This window comes from uncultured Cellulomonas sp. (assembly GCF_963527515.1).
Lineage (GTDB): Bacteria > Actinomycetota > Actinomycetes > Actinomycetales > Cellulomonadaceae > Cellulomonas.
Window position 1 is genome coordinate 1 of sequence record NZ_CAURTV010000019.1, and the last position, 25,819, is coordinate 25,819.

Below are 25,819 nucleotides of genomic sequence, written 5' to 3' on the forward strand. Positions count from 1 at the left end.
CCTGGACACCCACCGGCCTGTCCGCCGGCACGGTCCCCGCACCCCGCGCCGGCGGTGCGTCGGCGGCACCGACGTCCGCAGCGCCGCTGGGCAGCGCCCCGGACCCGGTCCGGGCCACCGCGGCGCGTGACGAGTACGACGACGCGGACGACGACTACGAGGACGACGAGCGCCCGCGGCACCCGTACACGTGGCTGCACCTCATCGTGCTCGCCCTCGTCGCGTTCGTGCTCGGCTTCCTCATCGTCCTGCTGCTCAGCAACGCGTCCGACGAGGAGCCCGGCTCGACCGCTGCGGCCGTGCTCGTCGTGACGCCCGATGTCCACACCCTGACCGGCCTGCCGGCCGGTCCCGCCTGACCTGAACCAAGGAGACCTGTGGCTGCGACCGAACGAGCGATCGAGCTGGCCCTGGCGGCCGCTCGCGCCGCCTCCGACATCAAGGCGGAGGAGATCATCGCGCTCGACGTGAGCGAGCAGCTGGTGCTCACCGACGTCTTCCTGATCGCCTCCGGCACCAACGAGCGGCAGGTCGGCGCCATCGTCGACGCCGTCGAGGAGGCACTCTTCAAGCTCGGCGCCAAGCCGATCCGCCGCGAGGGCAAGGCCGCCGGCCGCTGGGTCCTCGTGGACTTCGGCGACGTCGTCGTGCACGTGCAGCACGCCGAGGACCGGGTGTACTACGCCCTCGAGCGGCTGTGGAAGGACTGCCCCGTGATCGATCTCCCCGCAGACGCGCGGGGGACCGACGAGGGCTCCGAGGCGTGACCGCAGGGCGTCTGCTCCTGGTCCGGCACGGCCGCACCGCCTACAACTCGGAGGCGCGGCTGCAGGGCCAGGTCGACATCCCGCTCGACGCGGTCGGCCGGTGGCAGGCGCGCACGGCCGCGGCTCGGCTGCTGACCCGGCACGAGCCGACGAGGATCGTCACGTCCGACCTCAGCCGCGCGCACGAGACCGCAACCTTCCTCGCGCGGGCGACCGGCCTCGACCTCGCCGTCGACGCTCGCCTGCGCGAGCGTGCCTTCGGCCTGTGGGAGGGCCTCACGGGCGACGACCTGCGGCGGGACTGGGCCGACGAGTTCGCCGTCTGGCGAGCCGGCGGCCAGCCGGAGGGCGTCGGCGCCGAGACCCGCGCGGAGGTCGCGCAGCGTGTGCGCGAGGGGATCCTCGAGCACGCGGAGTCGCTGGGGTCGGACGACACGCTCGTCGTCGTCTCGCACGGCTCCGCGATCAGCTGCGCAGTCGGGGACCTGCTCGGCATGCCGACCGACTGGCACGGCTTCACGGGCATGCTCAACGTGCACTGGACCGAGCTCGTCGCCACCCGCGGCGACTTCGCACCGCCGTGGCGGATGGTCGGCTACAACCTGGGACCGACCGACGCGTCGAGCGACTGGAACGCCGGACCGGACACGTCGCCCGAGTCGGACGCCGACGCCGAGACCCGGGACCCCGATTAGCGTTTGGCCCCGCGTTCGATCTAGACTCTCCGAGCGCCTACGGGCGTAGGTGGTTCCCTCCGGGGGACCGCGGGGCTGTGGCGCAGCTGGTAGCGCACCTGCATGGCATGCAGGGGGTCAGGGGTTCGAATCCCCTCAGCTCCACCGAAAGTGCTGGTCAGAGGCCACGCCGGGATCCTGAACATGGGAGCCGGGCGTGGCCTCTTCCATGTGCTGGACCCTCGCCGTCGGCGCCGTCATGGCGTGACGTGTGATCCCGTTCCCCTAGAGTCTCGTGCGATGGGACAGACCGCGCCGCGCAAGCGCCCGACGATCCGTGACGTCGCGGCTGCGGCTGGCGTGTCCCGGGGCACTGTCTCGCGCGTGATCAACGGTGGGCACTGGGTGTCCCCGGACTCGCTCGCGGCCGTGAAGGATGCGATCCGGACCACCGGCTACGCCGCGAACCAGCACGCGCGCAGCCTGGTCACCGGACGGTCGAACTCGGTGGCGTTCCTGCTCACCGAACCGCAGCACCTGCTCTTCGAGGACCCGAACTTCTCGATCCTCCTGCGGGGCGCCGCCCAGGCACTGGCCGCGCGCGGCATGCCGCTCCTGCTCATGGTCGCGGGCACCCCTGAGGAGCAGAAGCAGGTCTCGTCCTACGTCGGTGCCGGGCACGTGGACGGCGTCCTCGCCATCTCGTCGCACAGCGGCAACCCCCTGCTCGACGCGCTGGTGCGCCAGGGCATCCCGATGATCGCCTGCGGCATCCCGCTCGGCTTCGAGGGCAGCCTCGGCTACGTCTCCGCCGACGACCTCGGCGGCGGGCGGCGGATGACGCGGCACCTGCTCGACATCGGTCGCACCAGGATCGCGACGATCACCGGGCCCCTGGACACCCCCGGGGGCAGGCTCCGGCTCGAGGGCTACCGCGACGAGCTCGGGCCGCGCTACGACGAGTCGCTCGTGACTCACGGCGACTACTCGCGCGACGGTGGAGCCGCAGGGATGCGGACGCTCCTCGCGCGCCGACCCGACCTCGACGCGGTCTTCGTGCACTCCGACCTCATGGCTGCGGGCGCCCTGCAGGTGCTTCGCGAGGCCGGCAGACACGTCCCGCAGGACGTCGCGGTCGGAGGCTTCGACGACTCCGGGCTCGCAGCGACGCTCGACCCGCCGCTCACCACCATGCGGCAGCCGCTCGAACGCATCGCCGGCGAGATGGTGCGCCTGCTGATCGAGCTGGTGGAGGGCGGCGAACCGGCCGCCGTCACGCTGCCGACCACGCTCGTCGTGCGTGCCAGCACCGGATCGGCCGCTCCGGCCCCCTCCTGACGAGCCCGGGCGCGGCGGCCGCCCGATACCTGTGCACGCTCCCAGATCGCAGCGGTAGAAGCGGACATCTTGACGAGTCCTTCCGCGCGCTCGTACGGTGGCTCGGTGCTGTGCACGTGCACACTCCGATGAGACAAGGACGTCCCATGCACCCCATCAGACGACGCTCGACGCTCGCCCTCCTTGCCGCAGGCGCCCTCGTCCTCGGCAGCGCGGGCCCCGCCCCGGCCGAGGAACCTGACGGCGCGGTCCACTTCGCACCCGTCCGCAGCAACCTCGCCGCGAAGCCCTGGGTCACGGTGAGCGCCACCGCGGCGCAGGCCAGTGCAGCCCTCGCCGTCGACGGCGACCCGACGACCGCGTGGACGGCGCGTGGCAAGGGTCGGCACTCGCTCGTGCTTGACCTCGGAGGCGCGTACGACAACGTCCGGAAGGTCGGGCTCGTCTTCCCCGACGCGCACGGCACCTACCGGTACGTGGTCGAGGCCTCCCCGGACGGTGACGCCTGGCAGACCCTCGTCGACCGCAGGAGGAACACGCTGGCGGGTCGCGGCGAGGAGCACCTCGTCGCGCACGCGGGGATCGCCTTCCTGCGGGTGACGATCACTGACGTGTCCCCGGGCGCCGTCGCCGGCATCAGCGAGCTGTCCGTGTGGAACTACCTGCGCGACGACGTCGTGCTGGGCGCGGACATCTCGTACGCCGACCAGAACGACGCGCAGGGCCTGACGTACGTCGTGGACGAGGGCGCCGCGCCGGTGCCGATCCTCGAGGCGGCGGCCGACGCCGGCATGGAGTACGTCCGCCTGCGCGTCTTCAACGACCCGCGTGACGAGCAGACGGGTGAGTACCTCGAGCCCGCGTACCAGGGTCCGGAGCGCACCCTCGACGTGGCGCGCAAGGTCGTCGAGCAGGGCATGGGCCTGGGCGTCGACCTGCACTACGCCGACTCGTGGGCCGACCCGAGCAAGCAGGCGAAGCCCACCGCGTGGCGTGAGCTGCCCTTCGACGAGCTGACGCAGGCGGTCTACGACTACACGTACGCGACGGTGGACGCCCTCGTCGCCCAGGGCACCACCCCCGAGAAGGTCGCGGTGGGCAACGAGCTCATCAACGGGTTCATGTGGGGGAGCGAGCGTCCGCTGCCGTGGTTCGACGACGCGGCCTGGTGCGGCACGTGCTACTTCAACCAGGACCCGTCGTTCGTCTCGCAGCCCGGCGGTGCCCTGCTCTGGGACTACTGGGGCTCGGACGACCCGGCGGAGCAGGCCGCCTACGACGCCGCCTGGGACCGGTTCACCACCCTGCAGGCGTCGGGCATCGCGGCGGTCCGTGACGTCGCGGCCGCCCACGGTGCGGAGATCCCGGTGGAGACCCACGTGATCATCGACAACGGCCGGGTCGACAAGACGCTCGAGTTCTGGGACCAGTTCCTCACCCGGCTGAACGCCAAGGGCCAGGACATCGACGTGATCGCGCACTCGTACTACCCCGACTGGCACGGGACGCCCGAGCACTACGAGGCGAACCTGCACCAGGTGGCCGCGGCGCACCCGGGCTACGCCATGGAGATCGCCGAGACGTCGCACCAGTCGAACGACTGGGACGGCCTGCCGGTCCCGAACTCGCCCTACCCCAAGACGGCGGAGGGTGCCGGCCTCTTCCTCCAGGACGTCTTCCGGATCGCGAACGACCTGCCCGACAACCGCGGCGCCGGCGTCCTGGTCTGGGAGCCCGCGAACTGGCAGGAGATGATCGACTGGTCGAGCAGCGCGTGGCCGGTGCTCACGTTCCACGAGACGATCGAGGTCTACGAGGCCAGCGACGCCGAGTTCGTGGTCGCCGACACCGTCTACCGGACCGTGCGCACATCGAGCCCGCTCCGGCTGCCGGCCACCGTCGACGTCCTCGACTCCGACGGCACGCTCCACGCCGTGCCCGTGACCTGGGACGCGGCACCGGCCCGCGCCCCGTCCCGCCCCGGACAGGTCGTCGTCAGCGGCACCACGGCCGAGCACGGTCCGGTGACCGCGGTCGTCGACGTCGTCCGGAGGGCGCTCGCCAGCCGGTGAGCGCTCGCGCCTGGCGCACCGCCGGCGGTGGTCCCTCGCGGGCCACCGCCGGCGCCGTGCACGCCCGAGATCGCAGACGCCCGCTCAGCTGATCGAGAAGTACGTCGCCCTGTTGTTCCAGTTCTGGACCTGGGTCTGGTTGAGGTTGGCCGACTCGTGGATCCAGGCGCTGTCGGCGTTGCCCGCGGAGAGCTGCACGTCACAGTGGTTGAACGTGCGGATGGACTCGACGTTGTAGGCGAAGGGGGCGTACCCGCCGTCGGGCAGCGCGGCCTCGAACTCGTCGCCGTCATAGGGCGCCGTGCAGTCGCCACCGAGCTTCCAGATGCGCAGGCGCTTTCCCTCGAAGTTCGTCTCGGTGAACAGCGCCGCTGCGAGAGTGCGGCCAGCCTCCGGGGTGCCCACCTGCTCCTCCTCGCAGGTGTAGCCCCAGCCGAGCTGCTTCTCGTACAGGACGCAGGTGTCGAGCATCCCTGCGGACGCCGGTGCGCTCGCGGCGACGATCCCTCCTGCGGACACGAGCGCCACGACGGCCGTCCGGGCCACCAGGTGTCTGACGTGCATGGTCCCTCCCCTGACTCGACGAACGCCCGACGGTGGGCGCGCCTTCAGGATGCCGGACCGACTCGGACGTCGCCGCTCAGTCGAGCGGAGCGGTCCAGCGCAGCAGCGCCCCCCGGCCGGACGGCGGCCGCTGCAACGAGAAGGTGCCGCCGGACTGCCGGGCCCGGATGGCCAGGTTCTTCGTGCCGGAGGCTCGGGTGGGTGCGGCCGGCACGCCGACTCCGTCGTCCTCGACCTCGACGACGATCAGGCCGGGTGGCTGCGAGGACACCATGAGGCGGACGGCGACCGACTGGGAGTGGGCGTGGCGCGCGGTGTTCGACAGCGCCTCGCGGACGACCGCCACGACGTTGTTCGCGCGCCCGGGTGCCACCAGGTCGTCGAGCAGGCCCGGGGCGGGGGAGGACGGGTCGCCGTCGGTGACGGGGTCGCCGTCCACGCTGACCAGCAGCGACGGGGGGAAGCCCAGGGAGCTGGAGGCGAGGTCCACCTCGGCGGTGACCCGCTCGACGAGCGGCCGCGCGGCCCCGGGGTCGTCGAGCGTGCGCACGACCACCCGGATCTGCTGGATCCCGGCGTCGACGTAGCTCAGGGCGGTGTCCAGGGTGTGGGCGAGGCTCGGGGTGAGGGGCTCGTCGGGGCTGGTGCGGGCGCTCTCCAGCTGCATCCCGGCGGCGAAGAGCTGCTGGATGGCCAGGTCGTGCAGGTCGCGGGCGATGCGGGTGCGTTCGTCGTCGAGCACCGCCCGCCCCTGGACGCGCCGGGCCTCGGCCAGCACGAACGCGAGCGCCGCCTGTGACGCGAAGGCCTGCGAGAGCGTGAGGTCGCTGTCGGTGAAGGGTTCCGCGCCGGCGCGCCGCAGCAGCAGCAGGACGCCGACGCCCTGGCCCGCGGCGCGCAGAGGGGCGAACAGGGCAGGCCCGTACCGGGTCAGGGAGGGGTCGGCGCTCTGGATGCGGCTGACGAACTGGGCGGTGCCGTCGTCGAACGCCGAGCGGACGCGCTCGTCGTCCGTCAGGTCCAGGCCCAGGAGCTCGTCCTGGCCCACCCCCGACACGATCTCGAGTACCAGCTCGCCGCGGCGCCCAGGGAGCACGAGCGCCGCGGCGTCCGCCTGGTCGATCTCGCGGGCCGACGCCGCGATGCGCACGAGGACGTCCTCGTCGTCGGCGTCCTCCAGCAGCATGTTGCTGATCACCTGGGCCGCGGTCAGCCACTGCTGACGGCGCCGCTCGAGGGCGTACAGCTGCGCGTTCTGCACCGCGACCGCGGCGGCCGCTGCCAGCGCGAGCGCCACCGACTGGTCCTGGTCGTGGAACCCGCCCGCCTTCTCCGACAGGTAGAGGGTGCCGTACCTCGCCCCGCCGACGCGGACGGCCGCACCGAGGAACGAGCCCATCGGGGGGTGCCCGGCCGGCAGACCGCGGAACGCCGGGTGCGCCGTGAGGTCCTCCAGGCGCAGGACACCCTCGTCCGGGATGCTGCCGAGCACGCCCCACGCGTGCGGCGGGTGACCGAGGAAGGTGGCCGTGGTGGGGTCGACGCCGCTCTGCACGAACGTGGTCGACGCGCCGCTCTCGTCGACGATGTTGATGGCACCGTAGCGGGCGCCCGTCAGCTCCGTGCTCGCCACCACGAACCGTTCGAGCAGGCTCTGGATGTCCAGGTCCGCCGCCAGGCCGAGGATGGCGTCGAGGAGAGCGACCTCGCTGTCCGAGGGTGCCGGTGCCGGGGTGCTCGTCTCGTCGATGCTCACGATCGGACCCCCGGGAGTCGGGCTCCCACCAGGACGAGGGGTGCGCGAGGGACCAAGGTCCCATGACGGGAGGCCATCCTCCAAGAAGCGGCGGCGTCAGGCGTCGTCGCGCGAGGTCCGGTCCACCAGGTACGGGCGTCCGTCGGGACCCTGGACGCGCGCGAACGTGCCGCGGATCTCGGCCTCTCGCTCCTGCTCGTCGACGGTGGTGCCGCGCCCCTGGCTGTCCGGGGCGTTCGTGGTGGGCGGGCCGACGAACCGTAGGAAGAAGAGCGTCACGTGCTCGTTGAACGCGTCGAACCGATCGGAGAAGCCCACCGTCGCCCACCACCATTTGCCTACAGAAGATTAGGGCACGAATCTAACATAGGCTGGCGGTATGCCGACGACTCCGGACGTGGACCCGCTCGCCGTGGAGGCGCAGCTGTGCCTCGCCGTCTCCGCCGCCTCCCGCGCCCTGGTCGGGCTCTACCGGCCGCTGCTGGAGCCGCTCGGCCTCACACACCCGCAGTACCTGGCCATGCTCGCGCTCTGGCAGCACGGCGAGCTGTCGCTCAAGGAGCTGGCGGGGATCCTGCACCTGGAGGCGGCCACGACGTCACCCCTGGTCAAGCGCCTGGAGGCGCTGGGCCTCGTGACGCGGGCGAGGGGGAGCGCCGACGAGCGCGTGCTCGTCATCGCGCTGACCGACGCAGGGCGCGCCCTGCGCAAGCAGGCGGTCGGGATCCCGACGGCGATGCTCGACGACCTGCGGATGACGCGCGAGACGCTGGACGAGATCCGGTCCGGGGTGGACCTCCTCCTGGCCGCGTGCGTGCGCGCGCAGGCCCCCTCCGTCAGTCGGTGACCGCGACGACCCCTCGTGCACCGCGCTCGGCGTCGGACATCACGTGGCTCACGAACGGGTAGTGCCCCGCCTCGGGGAACGTCAGCTCGACGAAGCCGCCCTGGGCGGCCGCGAGGTCGAGCACCTGTGCGCCGCCGGTCCCTGTGCTGCCACCGTCCTGGAGCACGTACTCGCCCTCCTTGAAGACCGTGTGGAACTGGCCGCCGACGACGTGGAATGCCGAGCCGACGTCGGGGCCGGCCGCCACCACCCACATCCGCACGGTCTCGCCCGAACGGGCCGTCAGCGGGCGCGCGGCGTACTGGTTCGCGTACCCGTTGAACACCACCAGGTCCGGCCGTCCCGACTGCAGCCTCACGGGGTCGACCTCTCCACCCTGCGGACCCAGGTAGTACTCCGACTGGACCAGCACGTACTCGCGGTCCACGGCGGCCAGGCCGGGCGGGTCGATGATGACGGCCCCGAACATGCCGTTGGCGATGTGCACCGACATGGGCATGGTCGAGCAGTGGTAGAGCCAGATGCCGGAGCGGGTGGCGGTGAACGTGTAGACCAGCCGCTCGCCCGGCGCGATGGTGCGCATCACCTCGTCGGGGCTCACCGCGCCGGCGTGGAAGTCGATGGAGTGCCCGATCGTCCCCTCGTTCACCAGGGTGATCTCGAAGACGTCGCCCACCGAACCGCGCAGGGTGGGACCCGGGGCGGTGCCGTCGAAGGTCCACAGGGTCTGCCGCACCCCGGGCGCCACCTCCGTCTCCACGTCCTGCACGGTGAGCGTCCGGCGGTGCACCGTCGCGCCGGGCGCGGGCGGCAGGGTCGCGTCGCGCGCCACGAAGCCCGCGTCGGGCTCGCTCATCGGGTCGAGGTCGTCGGCCGCCGAGGTACCCGACGCGGCCGCGACGTGGCCCCCGTGCTCGCCGGCGCCGGTGGCGACGATGGTCAGGTCCATGCCGAGCAGGCGGTGCCCGGCGATCGAGCACCACCCCTGCACGCTCGCCCCGACCAGGCCGACCGCCACCCGCTCGGACTCGCCCTGGTCGAGGGAGCCTGACACCAGACCGGTCTCGAGGACCAGGTTGTGCACCATGTCGTCCCGGTTGGTCAGGGTGATCACGAGCTCGTCGCCCGCCGGTACCTCGATGCGGTCGGGGACGAACCGGGTGTGCACCATCTCGATCGCGACCTCGGTGGTGTGGCCGGTCGCCGTCACGTCGGCGGTGCTCGTCCGCGCGGAGGCCGAGGCCAGGCCGATCGACGCGGGGTCCACGGCGATGCCGACGGTCACCGTGAGCAGGAGGGCGCCGACGGCCGCCAGGATCTTGCCGGTCGCCCGCGGCGCGGGCACGACCGCGAGGCGTGCTGCCGACGTCACGGGGACGAGCGGAAGACTGCGCACCCGCCGGTTGGTGCGCAGCGCGCGGCCGAAGAGCACCAGGAAGCTGGCGAGGACGCCCACCACCAGCAGGGACAGCGCCACGGTGAGGCTGCTCGACACCGGGAGCAGCGAGAGCACGAGCGCGGCGTTCACCGTGACCACCCGGAACAGCCCGCCCCGGTCGAGCTCGGCCGCGGTGGCCTTGGACGCCGCCGGCCCGCCACCGAGCACGACCGGCACCAGGTAGCTGAGCGCGCCCACCAGCACCTGGGCCGCGAACCCCACGGCGACGTACGGCACCAGCACCTCGACGCGCGCGGCGGCGAGGGTCCAGCTGGGGGCAAGGGCCACCTGGACGCCGAACCCCAGCGTGCACAGCGCGAACCAGATCAGTGCGGCGCCGAGGCTCCACGCGGCGAAGGTGACGGCGGGTGCGCGGCGCAGGTGGCCGACGGCCTCCCGGAGCACCCGGCCGAGCGCCACCAGGTAGACCAGCACCCCCAGCCCCACGACCGTCCGCTGGTCGACCAGGCACCCGAGCGCGAGCAGCCCGAGACCGGCCACGAGCACGGACAGGGTGCGCCCGGCAGCGACGGTCGCGCCGTCGATCCGGGTGTGCAGCACCGTCGGCCACAGCAGCGCGATCGTCCCGATCACGGCCAGGCCCACCCAGCCGAACAGGTTCAGGCCGAGGTGGCCGACGAACAGCCGCTCGTAGTCCTCACCACCGCCGTCGAGGCGCGCCATGAGGACCCCGAGAGTCACCCCTGCGGCGAGCGTCAGCGCGCTGGCCGCGTAGTAGCGCACCAGCGGCCCGAAGCGGGCGGGCAGAGCGCCACGGGACTGGCCGACGACGACGACGGCGTGCGCGACCGCGTTCGCGCCCACCAGGACGCCGCCGGCCAGCACGAGCGCGAACCGGTCGGTGACCACTCCCGTCATCACCAGCACGGCACCCACGGTGTGCGCGGTCAGGCGAAGACCGAGCGAGAGCCGGTGGCCGGGGGCCCTGCGATGCAGCAGCGTGTCGGAGAAGTGCTGGCTCCAGATGAGGATCGCGGTGCTCACCGCACCGAGCAGCAGCAGGTGCACCAGCAACCAGCCCGACGAGGGCGTCTCCCGGTGCAGCAGCGTGCCGAGCACGGCCGCCGCCAGCCACGCGGGGACCAGGCTGCCGGAGACGACGTGCCAGAGCCGGTCCCTCATCGGACCGGCCTGCCGAGCACCGACGTCACGGCGACCACGACGAACAGCAGCACCGCCACGATGTTGAGCACTCCGCCCCACTGCACCAGGACCGGCCAGCCGTAGGCGTCACCGAGCAGCACGCGGGCCAGCAACGAGGCGTGCAGCAGCGCCGCCGGCCCGTACATGACCGGTCGGTACGGCAACGGCCGCCGGAGCACGGCCGGGAGGATAGAGGGGGCGTGCGCCATGATCATCGACATCACGAAGCCGAGGAACACGGCGTGCATCATCGCGTCGTACGCGGGGCCCGCGTAGACCGGCCCCTGCACCAGCCAGATCCCGGCCACCACCACGAGCCAGCCGTAGCCGGCGAGCAGGCACAGAGCCATGTACCGGGGGAGCCCGACCGCTCGCACGGTCCGGGTGGCGACGTCGTACCGGAGCAGCCAGACCACCAGCGCCAGCACGCCCAGGCCCAGCAGCGGGTAGCCGGCGACCGGCCACACGAGCGCCACGACCGCACCCGTGACGAGCCCGAGGCCGATGCCGAGCATCCGCTGCTCCGCGCGGTGGTCGACCGCGGGGGAGACGCGCGAGAGCTCGAGCCGTTCCCCGGCGATCGTCAGCACCAGGTACAGGATGAGCAGCGGCGCCAGTGAGGGGATCCCGACGCCGCGCAGCCACAGCGCGGTGGCCATCAGACCCATCAGGGCGCCGAGCACCTGCACCCCGGTCGACACCGAGGCCTGCCGGCGCCAGATCGCTGCGTAGACGGCCAGGAGGACGGCGCTGCCGGCTATCAGGGCGACCTGGCCCACGGCGACCGGGAGCGGGGACACCAGTGCCAGCCCGCCCACCCCGAGCAGTGCGGGCGACAGGTACGCCCACGACCTGCGCACGGCGACGGCCCGTTCGAGCGTGACGACGGTGCCGACGAACCCGAAGACCATGAGCGGGCCGTGCACCTCGGCGAGCCGGAGGCTGTCGACGGGGGCGCCGAGACCCAGGAGCACCAGGGCGCCGTCGAGCCCCGCGAGAAGGGCCACGCCGCCGAGCAGCAGGAGCCCGAGCCGCGATCCGACCCGGGGTCGCGGCACGGTGGGGGTGCCCCGCAGTGTGGTGCTGGGGCTGAGCGAGGTCATCGACGGCGCGCGCTGGCGCTACTGCGCGCGGGTGAGCCGGACGGTCCAGGCCTCGGGCCCGCGCTCGACGTACGACACGACGAACTCCCCGGGGCGGCTGCTCTCGAGCTGCGCGAGCAGCGGCAGGGGGTCGTGGGGAGCGACGAGGTCGAGGGCGAACCCGGGCTGGATGGCCCCGAGGGCGCCGAAGATCGAGGCGTGGCGGATCGCGTGCGGGATCGTGCGGGCGTCGAGCACGATGGTCGGCGCGTCGTCGTGGCCGCACGCGCAGGCGTGGTCTGCGTGCCCGTCGGCCTCGGCTGCACCGGCGCGGCCGGACGACAGGACGATCGGTTCGGCGGGCATGGGTTCCTCCTCGGCGGGCCGGGCGACCCTGGAACCAATTTAAGAGGAACGCACTCCGTTCAAAAGGACGTAGGACCTACTCCGCCGTGCGCCGGGCCGCGGGCAGGTCCACCAGGCACAGGTCCGGCTGCACGAACGGCCGCAGGCCGACGTCGCCGGTGTCGCCCTCCGACCTCGCGAGACCACGCAGGAGTCCCAGGTGCACCGAGCACACCACGTCGGGCAGCGCCCTCGCCTCGGCCCGGAACGGGCAGGCGAGCAGGGCGATGGTCGTCTCGTCGCGCAGCTCCGGCTCGAAGCCGATCTCGGTGAGGGCCCGCAGGAGCACCGGCGTCGGGCCGGCGAGCGCGCCGTCGTGCTCCGCGGCGCTCGCCGCGGTGGTGAGCTGCTCCGACCAGCGCTCGCCGGCGCGCTCCGCGCGGGCCCGGCCGCCGTCGCTGTCGTCGCCGATCACCGACGCGAGCGCGTGGGTGAGCCGCTGCTGGGCCTCCCCGACCGGCACCGGCGCCACGGTCGCGCGGAACAGCACCTGCGGCCGGCCGCGCCGACCCGAGCGGGCCACCTCGCGGGAGACAAGCCCCGCGGCCTCCAGGTGCTCCAGATGGAACCGCGCGGTGGTGACGTGCACCCCCACCGCCGCCGCCACGGTCACGGCGTCCACGGGGTGGGCGGACTCCTCCAGGACTGCCAGCACGCGGCGGCGCGGTTCGCTGGCCAGCGCGGAGTGCCACGCACCGCTCTGCGTGGACGGGACCATGATTTGAGAGTAACAGCGTGCTCTTTACGCGTTCGTCGGGTGCCGGGACCTTCGGCCGCACTGCTCCCGGCGTCCGGCCCGTAGTGTGCGTCCCGACCTGGACCGTCGCCCGGCGCACGTCGCGCGCGAGATCCGGCACGAGGAGGCGGCGACGTGGCGGACCCCCGGGGATTCCTGCGGACCCGGCAGCGCGAGCTGCCGGCGGACCGGCCCGTCGACGTCCGCATCATGGACTGGCACGAGGTGCACGCCCACCGCGCCGGCCACCCGGACGACCTCGCGATGATCACCCGCCAGGCGAGTCGCTGCATGGACTGCGGCATCCCGTTCTGCCACAACGGCTGCCCCCTGGGCAACGTCGTGCCGGACTGGAACGACCTGGTGTGGCGGGGCCAGTGGGCCGACGCGAGCGACCGCCTGCACATGACCAACAACTTCCCGGACTTCACCGGGCGGCTGTGCCCCGCCCCGTGCGAGACGGCGTGCGTGCTCGGCATCACCGAGCCGCCGATCACGATCAAGAACGTCGAGGTCACCATCGCCGACGAGGCGTTCGAGCGTGGCCTCGTCCGGCCGCAGCTCCCGCAGTGGATGACCGGCAAGACCGTCGCGATCGTCGGGTCGGGACCGGCCGGGCTCGCGGCCGCCCAGCAGCTGACCCGGCAGGGCCACACCGTCGCCGTCTACGAGCGCGCCGACAAGCCCGGCGGGCTGCTCCGGTACGGGATCCCTGAGTTCAAGATGGAGAAGCGGCACGTCGACCGCCGTCTCGCGCTCATGGAGACCGAGGGCACCCGGTTCCACAACGGCGTCTCGGTGGGGACGGACGTGACCGGCCAGCAGCTGCGCGAGCGGTACGACGCGGTCGTCGTGGCGGTGGGCGCGACGGTCCCGCGGGACCTGCCCGTGCCCGGCCGGGACGCCGGTGGAGTGCTGCAGGCGATGCAGTACCTGGTGCCCGCCAACCGGGTCGCGCTCGGCGAGCAGGTGGCGGACCAGCCGGTGGCGACGGGCAGGGACGTCGTGGTGGTCGGCGGCGGTGACACGGGCGCGGACTGCGTCGGCACCGCGATCCGCCAGGGCGCCCGGTCGGTGACGCAGCTGGAGATCATGCCGCGCCCGCCGCAGGAGCGTCCCGCCGGCCAGCCGTGGCCCACGTATCCGATGGTCTACCGCGTGGCCAGCGCCCACGAGGAGGGCGGCGAGCGGGTCTACGCCGTCAGCACGCAGGAGATCCTCGCCGACGAGGACGGGCACGTCCGCGCGCTGCGCCTGGTCGAGGTCGAGCTGGTCGACGGCAGGTTCGCGCCCGTCGAGGGGTCGGTGCACGAGATCCCTGCGCAGCTGGTGCTGCTCGCCATGGGCTTCACCGGCCCGGAGCGCGGGTCGCTGCTGGACCAGCTCGGCGTGGACCTCACGGAGCGCGGGACCGTGGCGCGGGACGACGAGTTCGCCACGAACGTGCCCGGCGTCTTCGTCGCGGGCGACGCCGGCCGAGGTCAGTCGCTGATCGTGTGGGCGATCGCCGAGGGCCGGTCCGCCGCGGCGGCGGTCGACACCTACCTGTCGGGCATCACCGAGCTGCCGTCGCCCATCCGCGCGAGCACCGGGGCGCTCCGGCCCTGACGGTCTGCACCGTCACCGCCCCAGCGTGCGGGCCCCGGCCGAGGACACCGAGCGCTCCGACACGGCGATGTCCGCGCGGGCGCCCGCCGCTGCGCCCGCCGCCCAGCCCCGACCCGACAGTCGACGCATCGTGCGACGGACGTGGGGGAACGCGGTGGCGACGGCCGCATCCACGTCGCGCTCCCGCGCGGCCAGGACGAGCTCGCTCGACGTGCCCTCGGTCTGCGCCTCGGTCAGCACCTCCGCGTAGAACCTGCGCAGGCGGTCCGCCACGGTCGTGGCGAAGCCGGCGGCGAACGTGCGCTTGTCGCTCACCGTCCCGCCGTGGCCGTACATCTCGGCCAGCATCTGCGGCTCGATCGACGCGGCGAGGACAGCCGCCATCGACATGTCCGCCGCGAACCCGAACGCCACGAACTCGGTGCCGTTCCCGCGCCGCACCCGTAGCGGTCGGCAGCCGAACGCGCCGTAGACGGCGTTGCGCAGCTCGATCCGGTCCGCCACCCAGGAGCCGGTCACCGAGACGTCGGTGCGGACCGGCTCACGTGCCCGCTCGCTCGTCATCCGGACCTGCGCCTCGTCGACGCTGTGCCGCAGCATGAGCCTCTCGGCGCGTGTCCGGGCGAGCTCACGCTCCGGCTGGTGCGGCGAGCCGCCGTCCGCGATCGCCAGCAGCGTGCGGATCAGCGCGAGTGTCTCGGCAGGGGACTTGGGCATCGGCGCTCCGGTGTGTGCGGTGGGGCCGTCACCGTAGGCGCAGGCACCGACACCGCTGCGCCTGTCAGGTCTCCTGGTGTGCGTCCGCGCCGACCCGGTGCAGCTGGAACAGGAACGGCTGCGCCATGCCGCGGCAGTCCATGGCGCCGAGCACCGTGTCGTCGTCGACGGCGCGGAAGGCGTCGATGACGGGCAGGTCGTCGTAGACCATCGCCGCCGACACCACGCCGCGGTAGCGCACGTCACGCAGGCGCGCGCGGGGTCGCCGCGTCGACACGAGCGGGCGGGCCACGGCGAACGCTCCGGCGGCCACAGGGGTACGCAGCAGGGGAGCCGCCCGCAGCACCACCGCGAAGGGGACCAGGGCGGGGTTGATGCTCGTCAGGCCGCGTCGGGAGCGGAAGACCAGCGGCTGGACCCGCTCGTCGTCGTCGAACCGCTTGCCGAACCAGCCCAGCCGCTCCAGCACGCCGTCGAGCCGGTGCCCGGTCGGTACCGGCGAGCCGCGCCACAGTCCGCGCAGGTGCTCCGTCGTCACGGCAGGCAGGGTGTCGAACCGCTCGAGCGCAGTCTCGGTCATGAGCCGCAGGTCAGCGCACCATGCTGTGGTCGTACTCCGGGGACAGCCGCGCCTTGACGCTCAGCAGCGTCTCGATGATGAAGTCCTCGCGACCGGCCAGGCGGCTGATCGGCACGGCGACGCTGACACCGTCCACCGCGGGGCGGGCGAACGGCAGCGCCACCCCGAAGCAGCGCACCCCGATGCAGGACTCCTCGCTCTCGGTGGCGTAGCCCAGCCGCGCGGCGTCGTCGATGATCTGGAGCAGCGCGTCCCGGTCGGTCACCGTCTGCGAGGTGATCCGCGCGATCGTCGGGGGCACCAGCCGCGCCCGCACGTCCGTGGGTCTCTCGGCCAGGATCGCCCGGCCGAGGGCGGTGGAGAACGCCGGGAGGCGCCGGCCGACGGGGGAGTGCATGCGCAGGGGGTGCACGGACTCCCGCTTGGCGGTGTAGATGACCTGGTTGCCGGCCAGCCGGCCGAGGTTGACGGTCTCCTCCGTGGCGCCGGCGATCTCGTCCATGATCGCCTGGGCGCGCGCGAGCACCGGGTCGCCGGCCAGGTACGCGGAGCTGACCACCAGCGAGTGGATCCCCAGCTGGTAGACGCTGCCGGTCTGGTCGGTCTCGAGCCAGCCGCGGTCGGTCATGGTCTTCAGGAGTGCGTGCAGGCTGCTCTTGGGGATGCCCAGCCGGGTGGACAGCTGCAGCTGGGTCCCGGGTCCGCTGGCCGCGATCTCGTCGAGGAGGTCCAGGGCGCGGGCGGCCGACTTCACGGGGCCGGCGGCGCCCAGGGTGGCAATCGCGTTCGGGGACTGCATCGCAGGGCCTCCTGATCTTCCGCGCATCCTGCACGCGCGGAGCGTTCCTCCGACTGTACCCGCTCGTCCACATACATGGACGGACTTCCCTCCCTTGACCGTGGGGTGGGTCACGTGTACGTTCGCGGTTCACATAGACGAACACAGTTCATGAAACAGGGAGCACACGTGATCCAGGTCCGTTATTCGACATCGCCGTCGAGTGTGGAGACAGCACCCACCGCGGACCTGCGGGAGAACTTTCTCGTCGACGACCTGTTCGAGACCGGTCAGGTGCACGGTGTCTACACGCATGACGACCGGATGGTCGTCGGGGGCGCCGTCCCCGGCCATGAGCGGCTCGCGCTGCCGGCGTGGACCGAGGTCCTGGGCACCGGCTCGCACCTGGAGCGCCGCGAGCTCGGCGTCGTCAACGTGGGGGAGACCGGGCACGTCCTCGTGGACGGCGAGAAGTTCGAGCTCGGTCACCTCGACGGCCTGTACGTCGGCCGCGGCAGCGAGGTCGCATTCACCGGAGCGGACGCCGCGTTCTACTTCGTGTCCGCAGCCGCCGGCGCCACCTACCCCACCACCGCGCTGGTGCACGACGACGTCAGCGGCGTGTCCATCGGCACCGCCCAGGGCGCCAGCGAGCGCTGCCTGTACCGCTACGCCTGGGGCTCGGAGCTGAAGACGGCGACCCTGCAGTTCGGCGTCACGGTCCTCGCCGACGGGTCGGTCTGGAACACGCTGCCGCCGCACCTGCACGACCGCCGCACGGAGGTCTACCTCTACGTCGACCTGGCCGACGACGACCGGGTCTTCCACTTCCTCGGCAAGCCCGGTGCCACCCGGCACCTCGTGATGGGCAACCGGCAGGCCGTGATCTCGCCCCCGTGGTCCATCCACGCCGGCGCGGGCACCGCCTCCTACGCCTTCATCTGGGCGATGGCCGGCGAGAACACGCAGTACACCGACCTCGCGCCCGTCCCCCTGGAGCAGCTGTGACCCGCTCGCCCTTCGACCTGTCCGGCAGGCGAGCCGTGGTGACGGGCGCCGGTCGCGGCCTCGGCCGCGGTGTCGCGCTCGGCCTCGCGCAGGCAGGTGCCGACCTCGTCCTCGTCGGGCGTCCCGGCAGCCAGGTCGAGACGGAGAAGGCGGTCCGGGACCTCGGCCGCGACGTGGACGTCGTCGAGCTCGACCTGGGCGACCACGCCGCCGTCGCGGCGGTCGGCGCGCAGCTCGCTGCCCGGTACGAGGTCGACATCCTGGTGAACAACGCCGGCGTGATCGACCGCCACGACACGGTCGACGTCACCCAGGACTCCTGGAACAGGGTGCTCGACGTCAACCTCTCGGGATCCTTCTTCCTCACCCAGCACCTCGGGGCAGCCATGGTCGAGCGCGGGCACGGGAAGATCGTCAACATCGCGAGCCTGCTCTCCTTCCAGGGCGGCATCCGCGTCATCTCCTACACGGCCAGCAAGCACGGCGTCGCGGGGATCACCAAGGCCCTGGCCAACGAGTGGGGCCCGCACGGCGTCCAGGTCAACGCGATCGCGCCCGGCTACATGGCCACCGACAACACGCAGGCGCTGCGCGACGACCCCGACCGCGCCCGTGCGATCCTCGAGCGGATCCCGGCCGGACGCTGGGGCACTCCCGACGACATCGCCGGCACCGCCGTGTTCCTGAGCTCCTCGGCAGCCGACTACGTCAACGGGCACGTGCTCGTGGTGGACGGGGGCTGGATGGCGCGCTGACCGAGCTGGCACTGCCGACGTTCCTGACGCCGCGGCCTGCGGCCTCACGCACCACCCTCTCGGAATCGTCCCGCCGGAGTTTCTGGCACTACGGAAGAGGATCAACGATGATCTGCACCCCACGTTCCGCCGCCGCGCTGCTCGGGCTGTCGCTGGCGGCCCTGGCCCTGACGGGCTGCACCGAGGCGTCCAGCGCCGAGGAAGGCCCTACGGCCGCCACCGGGTCGTGCGACCCCGCCGACGTCAAGCTGGTCGGCCAGGTCCGCAACGAGTCCAACCCCTACGAGGCGTCTTGGCTCGACGGCGGCGACGCGTTCGCCGAGTCGGTCGGCCTGGAGCAGCAGCGGCTCACGTACGACGGCGAGTCCACCAAGCAGCAGGAGCAGATCCGCCAGGTCCTCGCGGGCGACACGGACTGCCTCGTGCTCAACGTGCTGCCCAACGGAGACGCGGACACCAAGCCGATCGTCGAGGGCGCCGACGCAGCGGGGGCCTTCCTGGTCACCCAGTGGAACAAGCCGGCCGACCTCGACCCGGCCGACTACGACACCTGGCTCAGCCACATCACGTACAACGGAATCGAGTCCGGCAAGCAGATCGGCGACGCGCTGGCCGAGGCCATCGGCGGCGAGGGCGGCATCATCGCCCTGCAGGGCATCCTCGACACCGGGGCGGCCAAGGACCGGTTCGCCGGGCTGGAGGAGTCGCTCGCCGAGAACTCGGGCGTCCAGCTGCTCGACCAGCAGACCGCCAACTTCTCCCGCCAGGAAGCCCTGGCGGTGACCGAGACCCTGCTCACCAAGCACGGTGACCTGGTCAAGGGCATCTGGGCCGCCAACGACGACATGGCCCTCGGTGCCCTGCAGGCGCTCGAGCAGGCCGGACGCACCGACGTCGCCGTGGTCGGCATCGACGCGGTCCCCGACGCCCTGACCGCCATCGAGGACGGCACCATGACCGCGACCGTCTCGAGCGACGGCCCGTGGCAGGGTGGCATCGGCCTGGCCATCGGCTACTGCGTCGCGACCGGTGAGCTCGCGGTCGAGGACATCGCCGACGAGAACCGCGCGTTCTTCGCCGAGCAGTTCCTCATCACCGACGAGAACGTCGCCGACTACCTCACCCCGAAGACCGACCCTGCCGACTTCGAGTGCGACAACGTCTTCAACCGAGTGGCCGGTTCGCTGTCGTGACCCTGACATCCCCCGCCGAGGACGTCGTCGCGGCGCGCCCCCAGCCTCGGCGGGGGGTGTCCCTGCGGGACGCCGGTCCTCCGGTCGCCCTCATGGTGATCGTGATCGTCTTCTCGCTCCTCAGCGCGCAGTTCCGCACGCTGGGCAACGTCCAGAACATCCTCGACGCGGCCTCGGTCCTGGCCGTCGTCACCTGCGGCGCCACGTTCGTGCTGCTGATGGGCTCGATCGACCTGTCCGCCGCCGGGGTGATGGCCACGTCGGCCATCACCGTGGCGCTGCTGGTCGAGAACAACCGCAACGGCAACGACCTCGGGTTCCTCGGCATCGCGATCGCGATCGCCCTGGGCGCGGCGCTCGGGTGCCTGAGCGGCGTGCTGCTGATGCTCCTCAAGGTCCCGTCGTTCATGACCACCCTGGGCGTCTCGGCCATCGGGATCGGCATCGCGACGCTCCTGTTCGCCGGCGTCCAGCCGAACATCACCGACGCCGCCCTCGAGAGCTGGGCGACGGACCGGCTCCTCGGGTTCACCTACCTCACCTGGATCGCTGCGGCGTGCGTGCTCGTCGGCTGGCTCATCCAGCGGTACACCCGGCTGGGGCGCTATGCCTACGCCATCGGCGGTGCCGAGGAGGTGCTCGGGCTGTCGGGCGTGCGGGTCGCGCCGTACAAGGTGGCGGTGTTCACGCTGGCTGGCGCGCGCTACGGGCTCGGCGCGGTCATGGTGACCAGCCAGCTCGGTGCCGGGCTGGTGCAGGCGGGCGCCGACTTCACGTTCTCCTCCATCACCGCCGCCGTCGTGGGCGGCACCCTGCTCACCGGCGGCCGCGGAGGAGTCCTGCACTCCACCGTCGGCGTGCTGCTGATCGTCGTCCTGACCAACGGCCTCGTGCAGGTCGGGGTCAGCCCGTACTGGCAGGGCGGCGTGCAGGGCCTCATCGTCGTCATCGCCGTCGCCGCGGCCGCCGTGCCGCTGCGCCACAGGAACCAGGTCGTCAAGTGAGCGTCGAACTCGCCAACCAGTCCAGCCCCCTGCTGCCCGCCCTCGAGGTCCGCGGCCTGGTCAAGCACTACCCGGGCGTCAAGGCGCTCGACGGGGTCGACTTCGTCGTCCACCAGAACGAGGTGCTCGGTCTGGCGGGCGAGAACGGCGCGGGCAAGTCGACCCTGCTCAAGGCGCTCGTCGGTCTGGTCCGGCCCGACGCGGGACAGATCTATGTGCGCGGCGAGAAGGTCCGGATGCGCAGCGTCGTGGACGCAGCGAACCACGGTGTCGGCATGGTGTTCCAGGAGCAGTCGCTGGTGCCCAACCTCACTGCGGCCGAGAACATCGTGCTCGGCAGCGAGGGGCCGGGGGTCCGCCGCGGGCTCTACCGCTGGGAGACCATGCGCAGGCTGGCGCAGGAGCAGCTGGACAAGATCGGGTCGAGCATCGACCCGCTCGCCCGCACGGACACGCTCAGCTTCGCCGACCGGCAGATGGTCGAGATCGCCAAGGTGCTGCGCATCGAGCAGCGCACCCAGCACGCCCCGGTGATCATCCTGGACGAGCCGACGTCGGTGCTGGAGTCCGGCGAGGTGGAAACCTTGTTCACGCAGATCCGACGGCTGCGGGAGTTCGCCTCGGTCATCTTCGTCTCGCACCGGCTGGACGAGGTGCTCGAGGTGTGCGACCGGGTCACGGTGCTCCGCGGCGGCCAGTCCGTCGGGGACGTCCCCACCGCGGGCGCCGTGCCGGGCGACCTGCACCGCCTGATGATCGGGTCGACGGGGTCCGACGACCACTACCACGACAGCTCCATCGCACGCCCTGAGTCTCGCCCTCGACTCACCGTGCGCGGCCTGCGCGGCCCGTCGTTCCGCGACGTCGACCTGGACATCGCGGCGGGGGAGATCCTCGCGATCGTCGGCGTGCACGGCTCGGGGCGGGAGGATGTGTGCCGCGCGCTGTTCGGTGCCGAGGAGACGCTGGCCGGCGAGGTCACCCTCGACGGGAAGAAGCTCGACCTGTCCGGCACGCGGGCGGCATGCTCCGCAGGTGTCGGCTACGTGCCGGCCGAGCGCAAGATCGAGGGCATGGTCGGCCCCATGTCGGTCGCCGACAACATGACCCTGACCAAGCAGGGCGTCCGGTGCGCCGGGCCACTGGTCATGCCGGTCAAGCAGGCGTCGATCGTGGACAGCTGGATCTCGCGGCTCTCCATCCGCACGCCGCACCGGGGGACCCCCATCCAGCGACTGTCCGGGGGCAACCAGCAGAAGGTCGTCCTGGCCCGCTGGCTGGTGGGCGGCGACATCCGGCTGCTCCTGCTCGACCACCCCACCCGTGGCCTCGACATCGGAGCGCGCTCGGAGGTCTACAAGCTCATGCGCGAGCTGGCCAACACCGGGGTGGCCACCCTGCTGCTGGCCGACAGCCTCGAGGAGGCGATCGGCATGGCCGACCGGATCGTCGTGATGAGCGACGGCCGGATCACGGCGGAGATGGACTGCCCGTCGGGCAGCAAGCCCACCCCGCTCGACCTCGTCAAGGAGATGGTGTGAGCACCCCCGTCATGACCAAGCCGGCGACGGACAACGCCGTCAGGGGCGGTCCCACCGTCGGTGCGCGCGTGACCGCGTTCATGCCGGTGATCGCCCTGCTCGCGCTGGTGGTCGCCCTGGCGATCGCCGACCCCGGCTTCCTCACGCAGAAGAGCCTCACGGCCGTCGTCAACACCGCGGCCCCCCTGGCCGTGCTCGCCGCGGGCGCCACGGTCGTGGTGCTGTGCGGCGGCATCGACCTGTCGGTCGCGGCGCTCGCCTCGCTGTCGAGCGTGTTCCTCGCGCTCTGGCTGCCGAGCCTGGGTGGTCTCAGCACGCTCGCGGTCGTCGGCGTGGCCGCCGCTCTCGGCGCGCTGCAGGGGGCGCTCCACGTGTTCCTGCGGATCCCGTCGTTCATCGTGACGCTGGGCGGGATGAGCATCTTCTCCGCGATCGCCCTCGTGGTGTCCGGCGCGGGCACGGTCCCGGTCGTCGACGACGCACCGATCCGCTGGGCCAACCTGTATGTCGCAGGACGGGTGCCCACCGCCGTCGTCGTCGCCGTGGCCGTCGTGGCGGTGCTCGCGATCATCATCAAGCTGACCCCGCTGGACAGCTACATCAAGGCCACCGGCTTCTCCGAGCCCGCTGCGCGGCTGGCCGGCGTGCCGGTCGACGCCGTCAAGATCGGGGCGTTCTGCGTCTCGGGAGCGTGCGCCGGGCTCGCGGCCGTGCTCCTGGTGGCCCGCAACTACAGCGGAAGCCCCACGGTCGCGGACTCGCTACTCCTGCCCGCGGTCGCAGCCATCGTCGTCGGCGGCACCGCCATCACCGGCGGCCACGGCAGCCTCTGGCGGACGCTCGCCGGTGCGCTCGTCGTCACCCTGCTCCGCGTGGGTCTCTCCACGGTAGGCGTCTCGTCGGCCTACGAGCAGATCCTCTACGGCGCGATCATCGTCGTCGCCGTGGCCCTCACCCTCGACCGATCGAAGGTCTCGATCATCAAGTAGCCGTCGTCTCTCAACCGCTCCACGTCTCTCCTGGAAGGCCACCATGTCGCTCGACACCTCCACCCTCCTGCCCGCCGTCCGCTCGTTCCTCTCGTCGCCCAAGCAGCTGCTGATCGACGGCGAGTGGATGGACGCGAAGGACGGCAAGACCTTCGCCACCGTGAACCCGTCGACCGAGGAGGTCCTGGTCCAGGTCGCGCAGGCGTCCGCCGTGGACGTCGACCGGGCCGTCTCCGCGGCGCGCAACGCGTTCGAGTCCCCCTCGCCGTGGTCCCGGTTCACGCCGCGCGACCGCTCACACCTGCTGTGGCGCATCGGCGACCTCATCGAGGCCCACGCCACCGAGCTCGCGCAGCTGGAGGCCCTGGACAACGGCAAGCGGGTCGAGGCCGCCCGGGACGGGGACGTGGCGACCGCGGCAGAGCTGTTCCGCTACTTCGCCGGGTGGGCCACCAAGATGGAGGGGACCACCATCCCGATGTCGGTGCCGGGCCGGTCCTTCCACGCCTACACGCGCCGCGAGGCCATCGGGGTCGTCGCGGGCATCGTGCCGTGGAACTTCCCGCTGCTCATGGCCTGCTTCAAGATCGTCCCGGCGATCACCGCGGGGAACACCGTCATCCTCAAGCCGGCCGAGCAGACTCCGCTGACCGCCCTGCGGCTGGGGGAGCTCCTGCTCGAGGCGGGCGTCCCCGCGGGCGTCGTGAACATCCTGCCCGGGTTCGGGGACGCGGGCGCCGCGCTGGTCGACCACCCCGGCGTCGACAAGGTCGCGTTCACGGGCAGCACCGAGGTCGGCAAGAAGATCGCCGCCGCGGCGTCGGTCAACCTCAAGAAGGTGTCGCTGGAGCTCGGCGGCAAGGCGCCCAACATCATCTTCGCGGACGCGGACCTCGACGCCGCCGTGGCCGGTGCGACGCTGGGTGGCTACTTCAACGAGGGGCAGTGCTGCGTCAACGGCTCGCGCCTCTACGTCCAGCGTGCCGTCTTCGACCAGGTGGTCGACGGCGTCGCCGCCGCAGCCCGCGCGATCACCGTGGGGGACGGCTTCGAGGTCGGCGCGCACATGGGTCCGCTGGTGTCGCAGGAGCAGTTCGACAAGGTGCTCGGCTACATCCGGGGTGCCGTCGCCGACGGGGCAGTCCTGAGCGCGGGCAGCACCGACCCCGCGCGTGATCGCGGCTACTTCGTCAGCCCGACCCTGATCACCTCGGTCACCGAGCAGATGGCGGTCCAGACCGACGAGATCTTCGGCCCGGTGGTCACCGCGATCCCGTTCGACACCGAGGACGAGGTGGTCGCAGCCGCCAACAACACCGTCTACGGCCTGGCCGCGGGCGTGTGGTCGCAGAACATCGGGACCGCCCACCGCGTGGGCGCACGGCTGCGGGCGGGCACGGTGTGGCTCAACACCTGGCACGCCGACGACGTCACGCTGCCGCGTGGCGGGTTCAAGCAGTCCGGGTGGGGTCGCGAGCTGGGCTCCTTCGGCCTGGACGACTACACGGAGCTGAAGACGGTGATCGCCGAGCTCCGCTGACCTCACCCTCACCTCCCGCCCCGCCCGCAGGCGTGGCGCAACGAGATCGAGGGTTCGGCACGAGATCGTCCGTTCGCATCCCCGATCTCGTGCCGAACCCACGGTCTCGCCTGTCCGGCGGGGATGGGCGCCGGCTATCCCAGCTCTCGGCGGGGGCGGAGGGCGGTCTCACCGACGTCGGGAGCGCCGCCGCGACCCGGCTGACCAGGGTGGTCGGGTGGCGGACGTCCTCGTGGGTGACCCGCAGCAGCCGGTAGCCCTCGTCGACGACCGCGTCGTGGCGTCGCTTCTCGCGGACGAGCTCCTCGGTGGGGCGGTCGGCATACTTCGTGCGGCCGTCGTACTCGAGCAGCACCTTCCACTCCGGCCAACCCAGGGTCGCCCAGAACGTGCCGAGCCTCGTCTGCACGGGGACCTGCGTCTGCGGGACCGGAAGGCCGGCGCGCACGAGCACGAACCGGCAGGCCGTCTCCCAGGGGGACTCGGCGCCGTCGTCGGCGATCTGCAGGACGGCCAAGCCGCGCACCGAGCCGCGACGACCCGCTGCGGCGGCCGCCCGCGCGTCGAGCTCTGCCCTGTCCAGGCCGGCGCGCAGGGCGGCGTCGAGGATGACGAGCCCGCCCAGCGGCGGCAGGCTCGTCGCGCAGTCCCATGCCGTCCGTCCGAGCGTGGTGGCGCGGATGCCGTCGAGAACGATCACGTCCTGCGGCGGCGGGTACGGAGCGTGCCGGGCGATCTGCGGCGAGCAGTCCCCGCTGGCCGACGACGGCTGGTAGACGTGGATGACGATGCCCACCTCCCACAGGGGCAGCCCGTGCAGCACGGCGGCGGAGGTGTGGCTGAAGCAGGTCGGCGCGGTGAGCCGGGCGTGGAGTCCGACCACACGGGCGAGCGCGTCGGACCGGGCGGACGAGGGACCGTCCGTCGGCACGTAGACACCCCGCGCGACCCGTCGCCACTCGCCGTCTCGCACGTGTGCGGCGACCACGGCGCGCGGGACATCGCGGGCAAGGTGCACCGCCGGGCGCGGCAGCGGGACGGGCGGGAGAGAACCTGGTCGGAGAGGCACGGCGCCGATCGTGCGGCCGACCCGCCGGCCCGGCACGCGTCGACGGGGACTGCGGTGGACGGGGCCTCGCCAGGCGGGGCGGTGGGCGGCCCGCCGAGATCGTGCGTCTGACGCCACCTCGTGCACTCGCACCCTCGATCTCGCGCGGAACCCCCGATCTCGCGGAATCGCCGCGCGCGACCCGAGCCGGTGAT

General features: G+C 72.4%; 25 protein-coding genes and 1 tRNA gene. 15 read left to right on the plus strand and 11 right to left on the minus strand.

The window, feature by feature from the left end:
- The 6 genes from RYN42_RS07360 to RYN42_RS07385 all read left to right on the plus strand — a co-directional run.
- The coding region (locus RYN42_RS07360) for a hypothetical protein (protein WP_399552423.1) at window positions 1-359 on the plus strand (359 nt) is incomplete at its 5' end.
- An 18-nt stretch (window positions 360-377) separates the two neighbouring features.
- Window positions 378-767 (plus strand): ribosome silencing factor, encoded by a 390-nt coding sequence (gene rsfS, locus RYN42_RS07365; protein ID WP_315095036.1) that lies wholly within the window; start codon window positions 378-380, stop codon window positions 765-767.
- Entirely contained in the window at window positions 764-1,462 is a 699-nt protein-coding gene (locus RYN42_RS07370) for a histidine phosphatase family protein (RefSeq protein ID WP_315095037.1), read from the plus strand. The genes rsfS and RYN42_RS07370 overlap by 4 nt, the downstream gene beginning before the upstream one ends.
- Window positions 1,463-1,533: 71 nt before the next feature.
- Window positions 1,534-1,606, plus strand: a tRNA-Ala gene (locus tag RYN42_RS07375).
- Window positions 1,607-1,741: 135 nt separating this feature from the next.
- Window positions 1,742-2,779: a LacI family DNA-binding transcriptional regulator gene (locus tag RYN42_RS07380; protein WP_315095039.1), complete on the plus strand. Its 1,038-nt coding sequence runs from the start codon at window positions 1,742-1,744 to the stop codon at window positions 2,777-2,779.
- Between the two features lie 146 nt (window positions 2,780-2,925).
- Window positions 2,926-4,851: a glycosyl hydrolase 53 family protein gene (locus RYN42_RS07385; RefSeq protein WP_315095041.1), complete on the plus strand. Its 1,926-nt coding sequence runs from the start codon at window positions 2,926-2,928 to the stop codon at window positions 4,849-4,851.
- 84 nt (window positions 4,852-4,935) lie between these two features.
- On the opposite strand, the gene RYN42_RS07390 is transcribed toward RYN42_RS07385, so the two are convergent.
- From RYN42_RS07390 to RYN42_RS07400, 3 genes are all read right to left on the minus strand, one after another.
- Entirely contained in the window at window positions 4,936-5,415 is a 480-nt protein-coding gene (locus RYN42_RS07390) for a hypothetical protein (RefSeq protein WP_315095042.1), read from the minus strand.
- A gap of 76 nt (window positions 5,416-5,491) precedes the next feature.
- Window positions 5,492-7,171 carry a GAF domain-containing protein gene (locus tag RYN42_RS07395; protein WP_315095043.1) on the minus strand — a complete coding sequence of 560 codons (1,680 nt, stop codon included), beginning with the start codon at window positions 7,169-7,171 and terminating at the stop codon, window positions 5,492-5,494.
- 96 nt (window positions 7,172-7,267) lie between these two features.
- A complete protein-coding gene (locus tag RYN42_RS07400) occupies window positions 7,268-7,489 on the minus strand; it encodes a hypothetical protein (RefSeq protein ID WP_315095045.1) in 222 nt (73 codons plus the stop codon).
- A gap of 61 nt (window positions 7,490-7,550) precedes the next feature.
- On the opposite strand from RYN42_RS07400, the gene RYN42_RS07405 reads away from it, so the two are divergent.
- Window positions 7,551-8,018, plus strand: a complete 468-nt coding sequence (locus tag RYN42_RS07405) for a MarR family transcriptional regulator (protein WP_315095047.1) — start codon at window positions 7,551-7,553, stop codon at window positions 8,016-8,018.
- On the opposite strand, the gene RYN42_RS07410 is transcribed toward RYN42_RS07405, so the two are convergent.
- The 4 genes from RYN42_RS07410 to RYN42_RS07425 form a co-directional block, all read right to left on the minus strand.
- Entirely contained in the window at window positions 8,008-10,599 is a 2,592-nt protein-coding gene (locus tag RYN42_RS07410) for a multicopper oxidase domain-containing protein (RefSeq protein ID WP_315095049.1), read from the minus strand. The genes RYN42_RS07405 and RYN42_RS07410 overlap by 11 nt on opposite strands.
- A complete protein-coding gene (locus tag RYN42_RS07415) occupies window positions 10,596-11,723 on the minus strand; it encodes a hypothetical protein (RefSeq protein WP_315095050.1) in 1,128 nt (375 codons plus the stop codon). Before RYN42_RS07415 ends, RYN42_RS07410 begins: the two co-directional genes overlap by 4 nt.
- Before the next feature lie 18 nt (window positions 11,724-11,741).
- Window positions 11,742-12,068: a DUF2249 domain-containing protein gene (locus tag RYN42_RS07420; protein ID WP_315095052.1), complete on the minus strand. Its 327-nt coding sequence runs from the start codon at window positions 12,066-12,068 to the stop codon at window positions 11,742-11,744.
- 76 nt (window positions 12,069-12,144) lie between these two features.
- A complete protein-coding gene (locus RYN42_RS07425) occupies window positions 12,145-12,825 on the minus strand; it encodes a helix-turn-helix domain-containing protein (RefSeq protein WP_315095054.1) in 681 nt (226 codons plus the stop codon).
- 153 nt (window positions 12,826-12,978) lie between these two features.
- Between RYN42_RS07425 and RYN42_RS07430 the strand changes: the two genes are divergently transcribed.
- The gene (locus tag RYN42_RS07430) at window positions 12,979-14,451 is read left to right on the plus strand and encodes a glutamate synthase subunit beta (RefSeq protein WP_315095056.1); all 1,473 of its coding nucleotides are present in this window, start codon (window positions 12,979-12,981) and stop codon (window positions 14,449-14,451) included.
- Window positions 14,452-14,463: 12 nt separating this feature from the next.
- Here the strand turns inward: RYN42_RS07430 and RYN42_RS07435 are convergent, their stop codons facing one another.
- The 3 genes from RYN42_RS07435 to RYN42_RS07445 all read right to left on the minus strand — a co-directional run bounded on the left by RYN42_RS07435 (window position 14,464) and on the right by RYN42_RS07445 (window position 16,547).
- Entirely contained in the window at window positions 14,464-15,168 is a 705-nt protein-coding gene (locus RYN42_RS07435; protein WP_315095058.1) for a hypothetical protein, read from the minus strand.
- 64 nt (window positions 15,169-15,232) lie between these two features.
- Window positions 15,233-15,748, minus strand: a complete 516-nt coding sequence (locus RYN42_RS07440) for a DUF4334 domain-containing protein (protein ID WP_315095060.1) — start codon at window positions 15,746-15,748, stop codon at window positions 15,233-15,235.
- Window positions 15,749-15,758: 10 nt separating this feature from the next.
- Entirely contained in the window at window positions 15,759-16,547 is a 789-nt protein-coding gene (locus RYN42_RS07445) for an IclR family transcriptional regulator (protein ID WP_315095061.1), read from the minus strand.
- Between the two features lie 204 nt (window positions 16,548-16,751).
- On the opposite strand from RYN42_RS07445, the gene kduI reads away from it, so the two are divergent.
- From kduI to RYN42_RS07480, 7 genes are all read left to right on the plus strand, one after another.
- Window positions 16,752-17,534, plus strand: a complete 783-nt coding sequence (gene kduI, locus RYN42_RS07450) for a 5-dehydro-4-deoxy-D-glucuronate isomerase (RefSeq protein WP_315095062.1) — start codon at window positions 16,752-16,754, stop codon at window positions 17,532-17,534.
- Complete coding sequence (gene kduD, locus RYN42_RS07455; protein ID WP_315095063.1) at window positions 17,531-18,289, plus strand: 2-dehydro-3-deoxy-D-gluconate 5-dehydrogenase KduD; 759 nt, start codon at window positions 17,531-17,533, stop codon at window positions 18,287-18,289. Before kduI ends, kduD begins: the two co-directional genes overlap by 4 nt.
- Before the next feature lie 107 nt (window positions 18,290-18,396).
- Window positions 18,397-19,482, plus strand: coding sequence for a sugar ABC transporter substrate-binding protein (locus RYN42_RS07460; protein ID WP_315095064.1), 1,086 nt, complete (start codon window positions 18,397-18,399; stop codon window positions 19,480-19,482).
- On the plus strand, window positions 19,479-20,486 hold the full coding sequence (locus RYN42_RS07465) for an ABC transporter permease (protein ID WP_315095066.1): 1,008 nt from the start codon (window positions 19,479-19,481) through the stop codon (window positions 20,484-20,486). The genes RYN42_RS07460 and RYN42_RS07465 overlap by 4 nt, the downstream gene beginning before the upstream one ends.
- Window positions 20,483-22,027: a sugar ABC transporter ATP-binding protein gene (locus RYN42_RS07470; protein WP_315095067.1), complete on the plus strand. Its 1,545-nt coding sequence runs from the start codon at window positions 20,483-20,485 to the stop codon at window positions 22,025-22,027. The genes RYN42_RS07465 and RYN42_RS07470 overlap by 4 nt, the downstream gene beginning before the upstream one ends.
- Window positions 22,024-23,016 (plus strand): ABC transporter permease, encoded by a 993-nt coding sequence (locus RYN42_RS07475; protein ID WP_315095069.1) that lies wholly within the window; start codon window positions 22,024-22,026, stop codon window positions 23,014-23,016. Before RYN42_RS07470 ends, RYN42_RS07475 begins: the two co-directional genes overlap by 4 nt.
- A 43-nt stretch (window positions 23,017-23,059) precedes the next feature.
- Window positions 23,060-24,556, plus strand: coding sequence for an aldehyde dehydrogenase family protein (locus RYN42_RS07480; RefSeq protein WP_315095071.1), 1,497 nt, complete (start codon window positions 23,060-23,062; stop codon window positions 24,554-24,556).
- Here the strand turns inward: RYN42_RS07480 and RYN42_RS07485 are convergent.
- Window positions 24,468-25,487: a hypothetical protein gene (locus RYN42_RS07485; RefSeq protein ID WP_315095073.1), complete on the minus strand. Its 1,020-nt coding sequence runs from the start codon at window positions 25,485-25,487 to the stop codon at window positions 24,468-24,470. The genes RYN42_RS07480 and RYN42_RS07485 overlap by 89 nt on opposite strands.
- Window positions 25,488-25,819 lie beyond the last annotated feature (332 nt).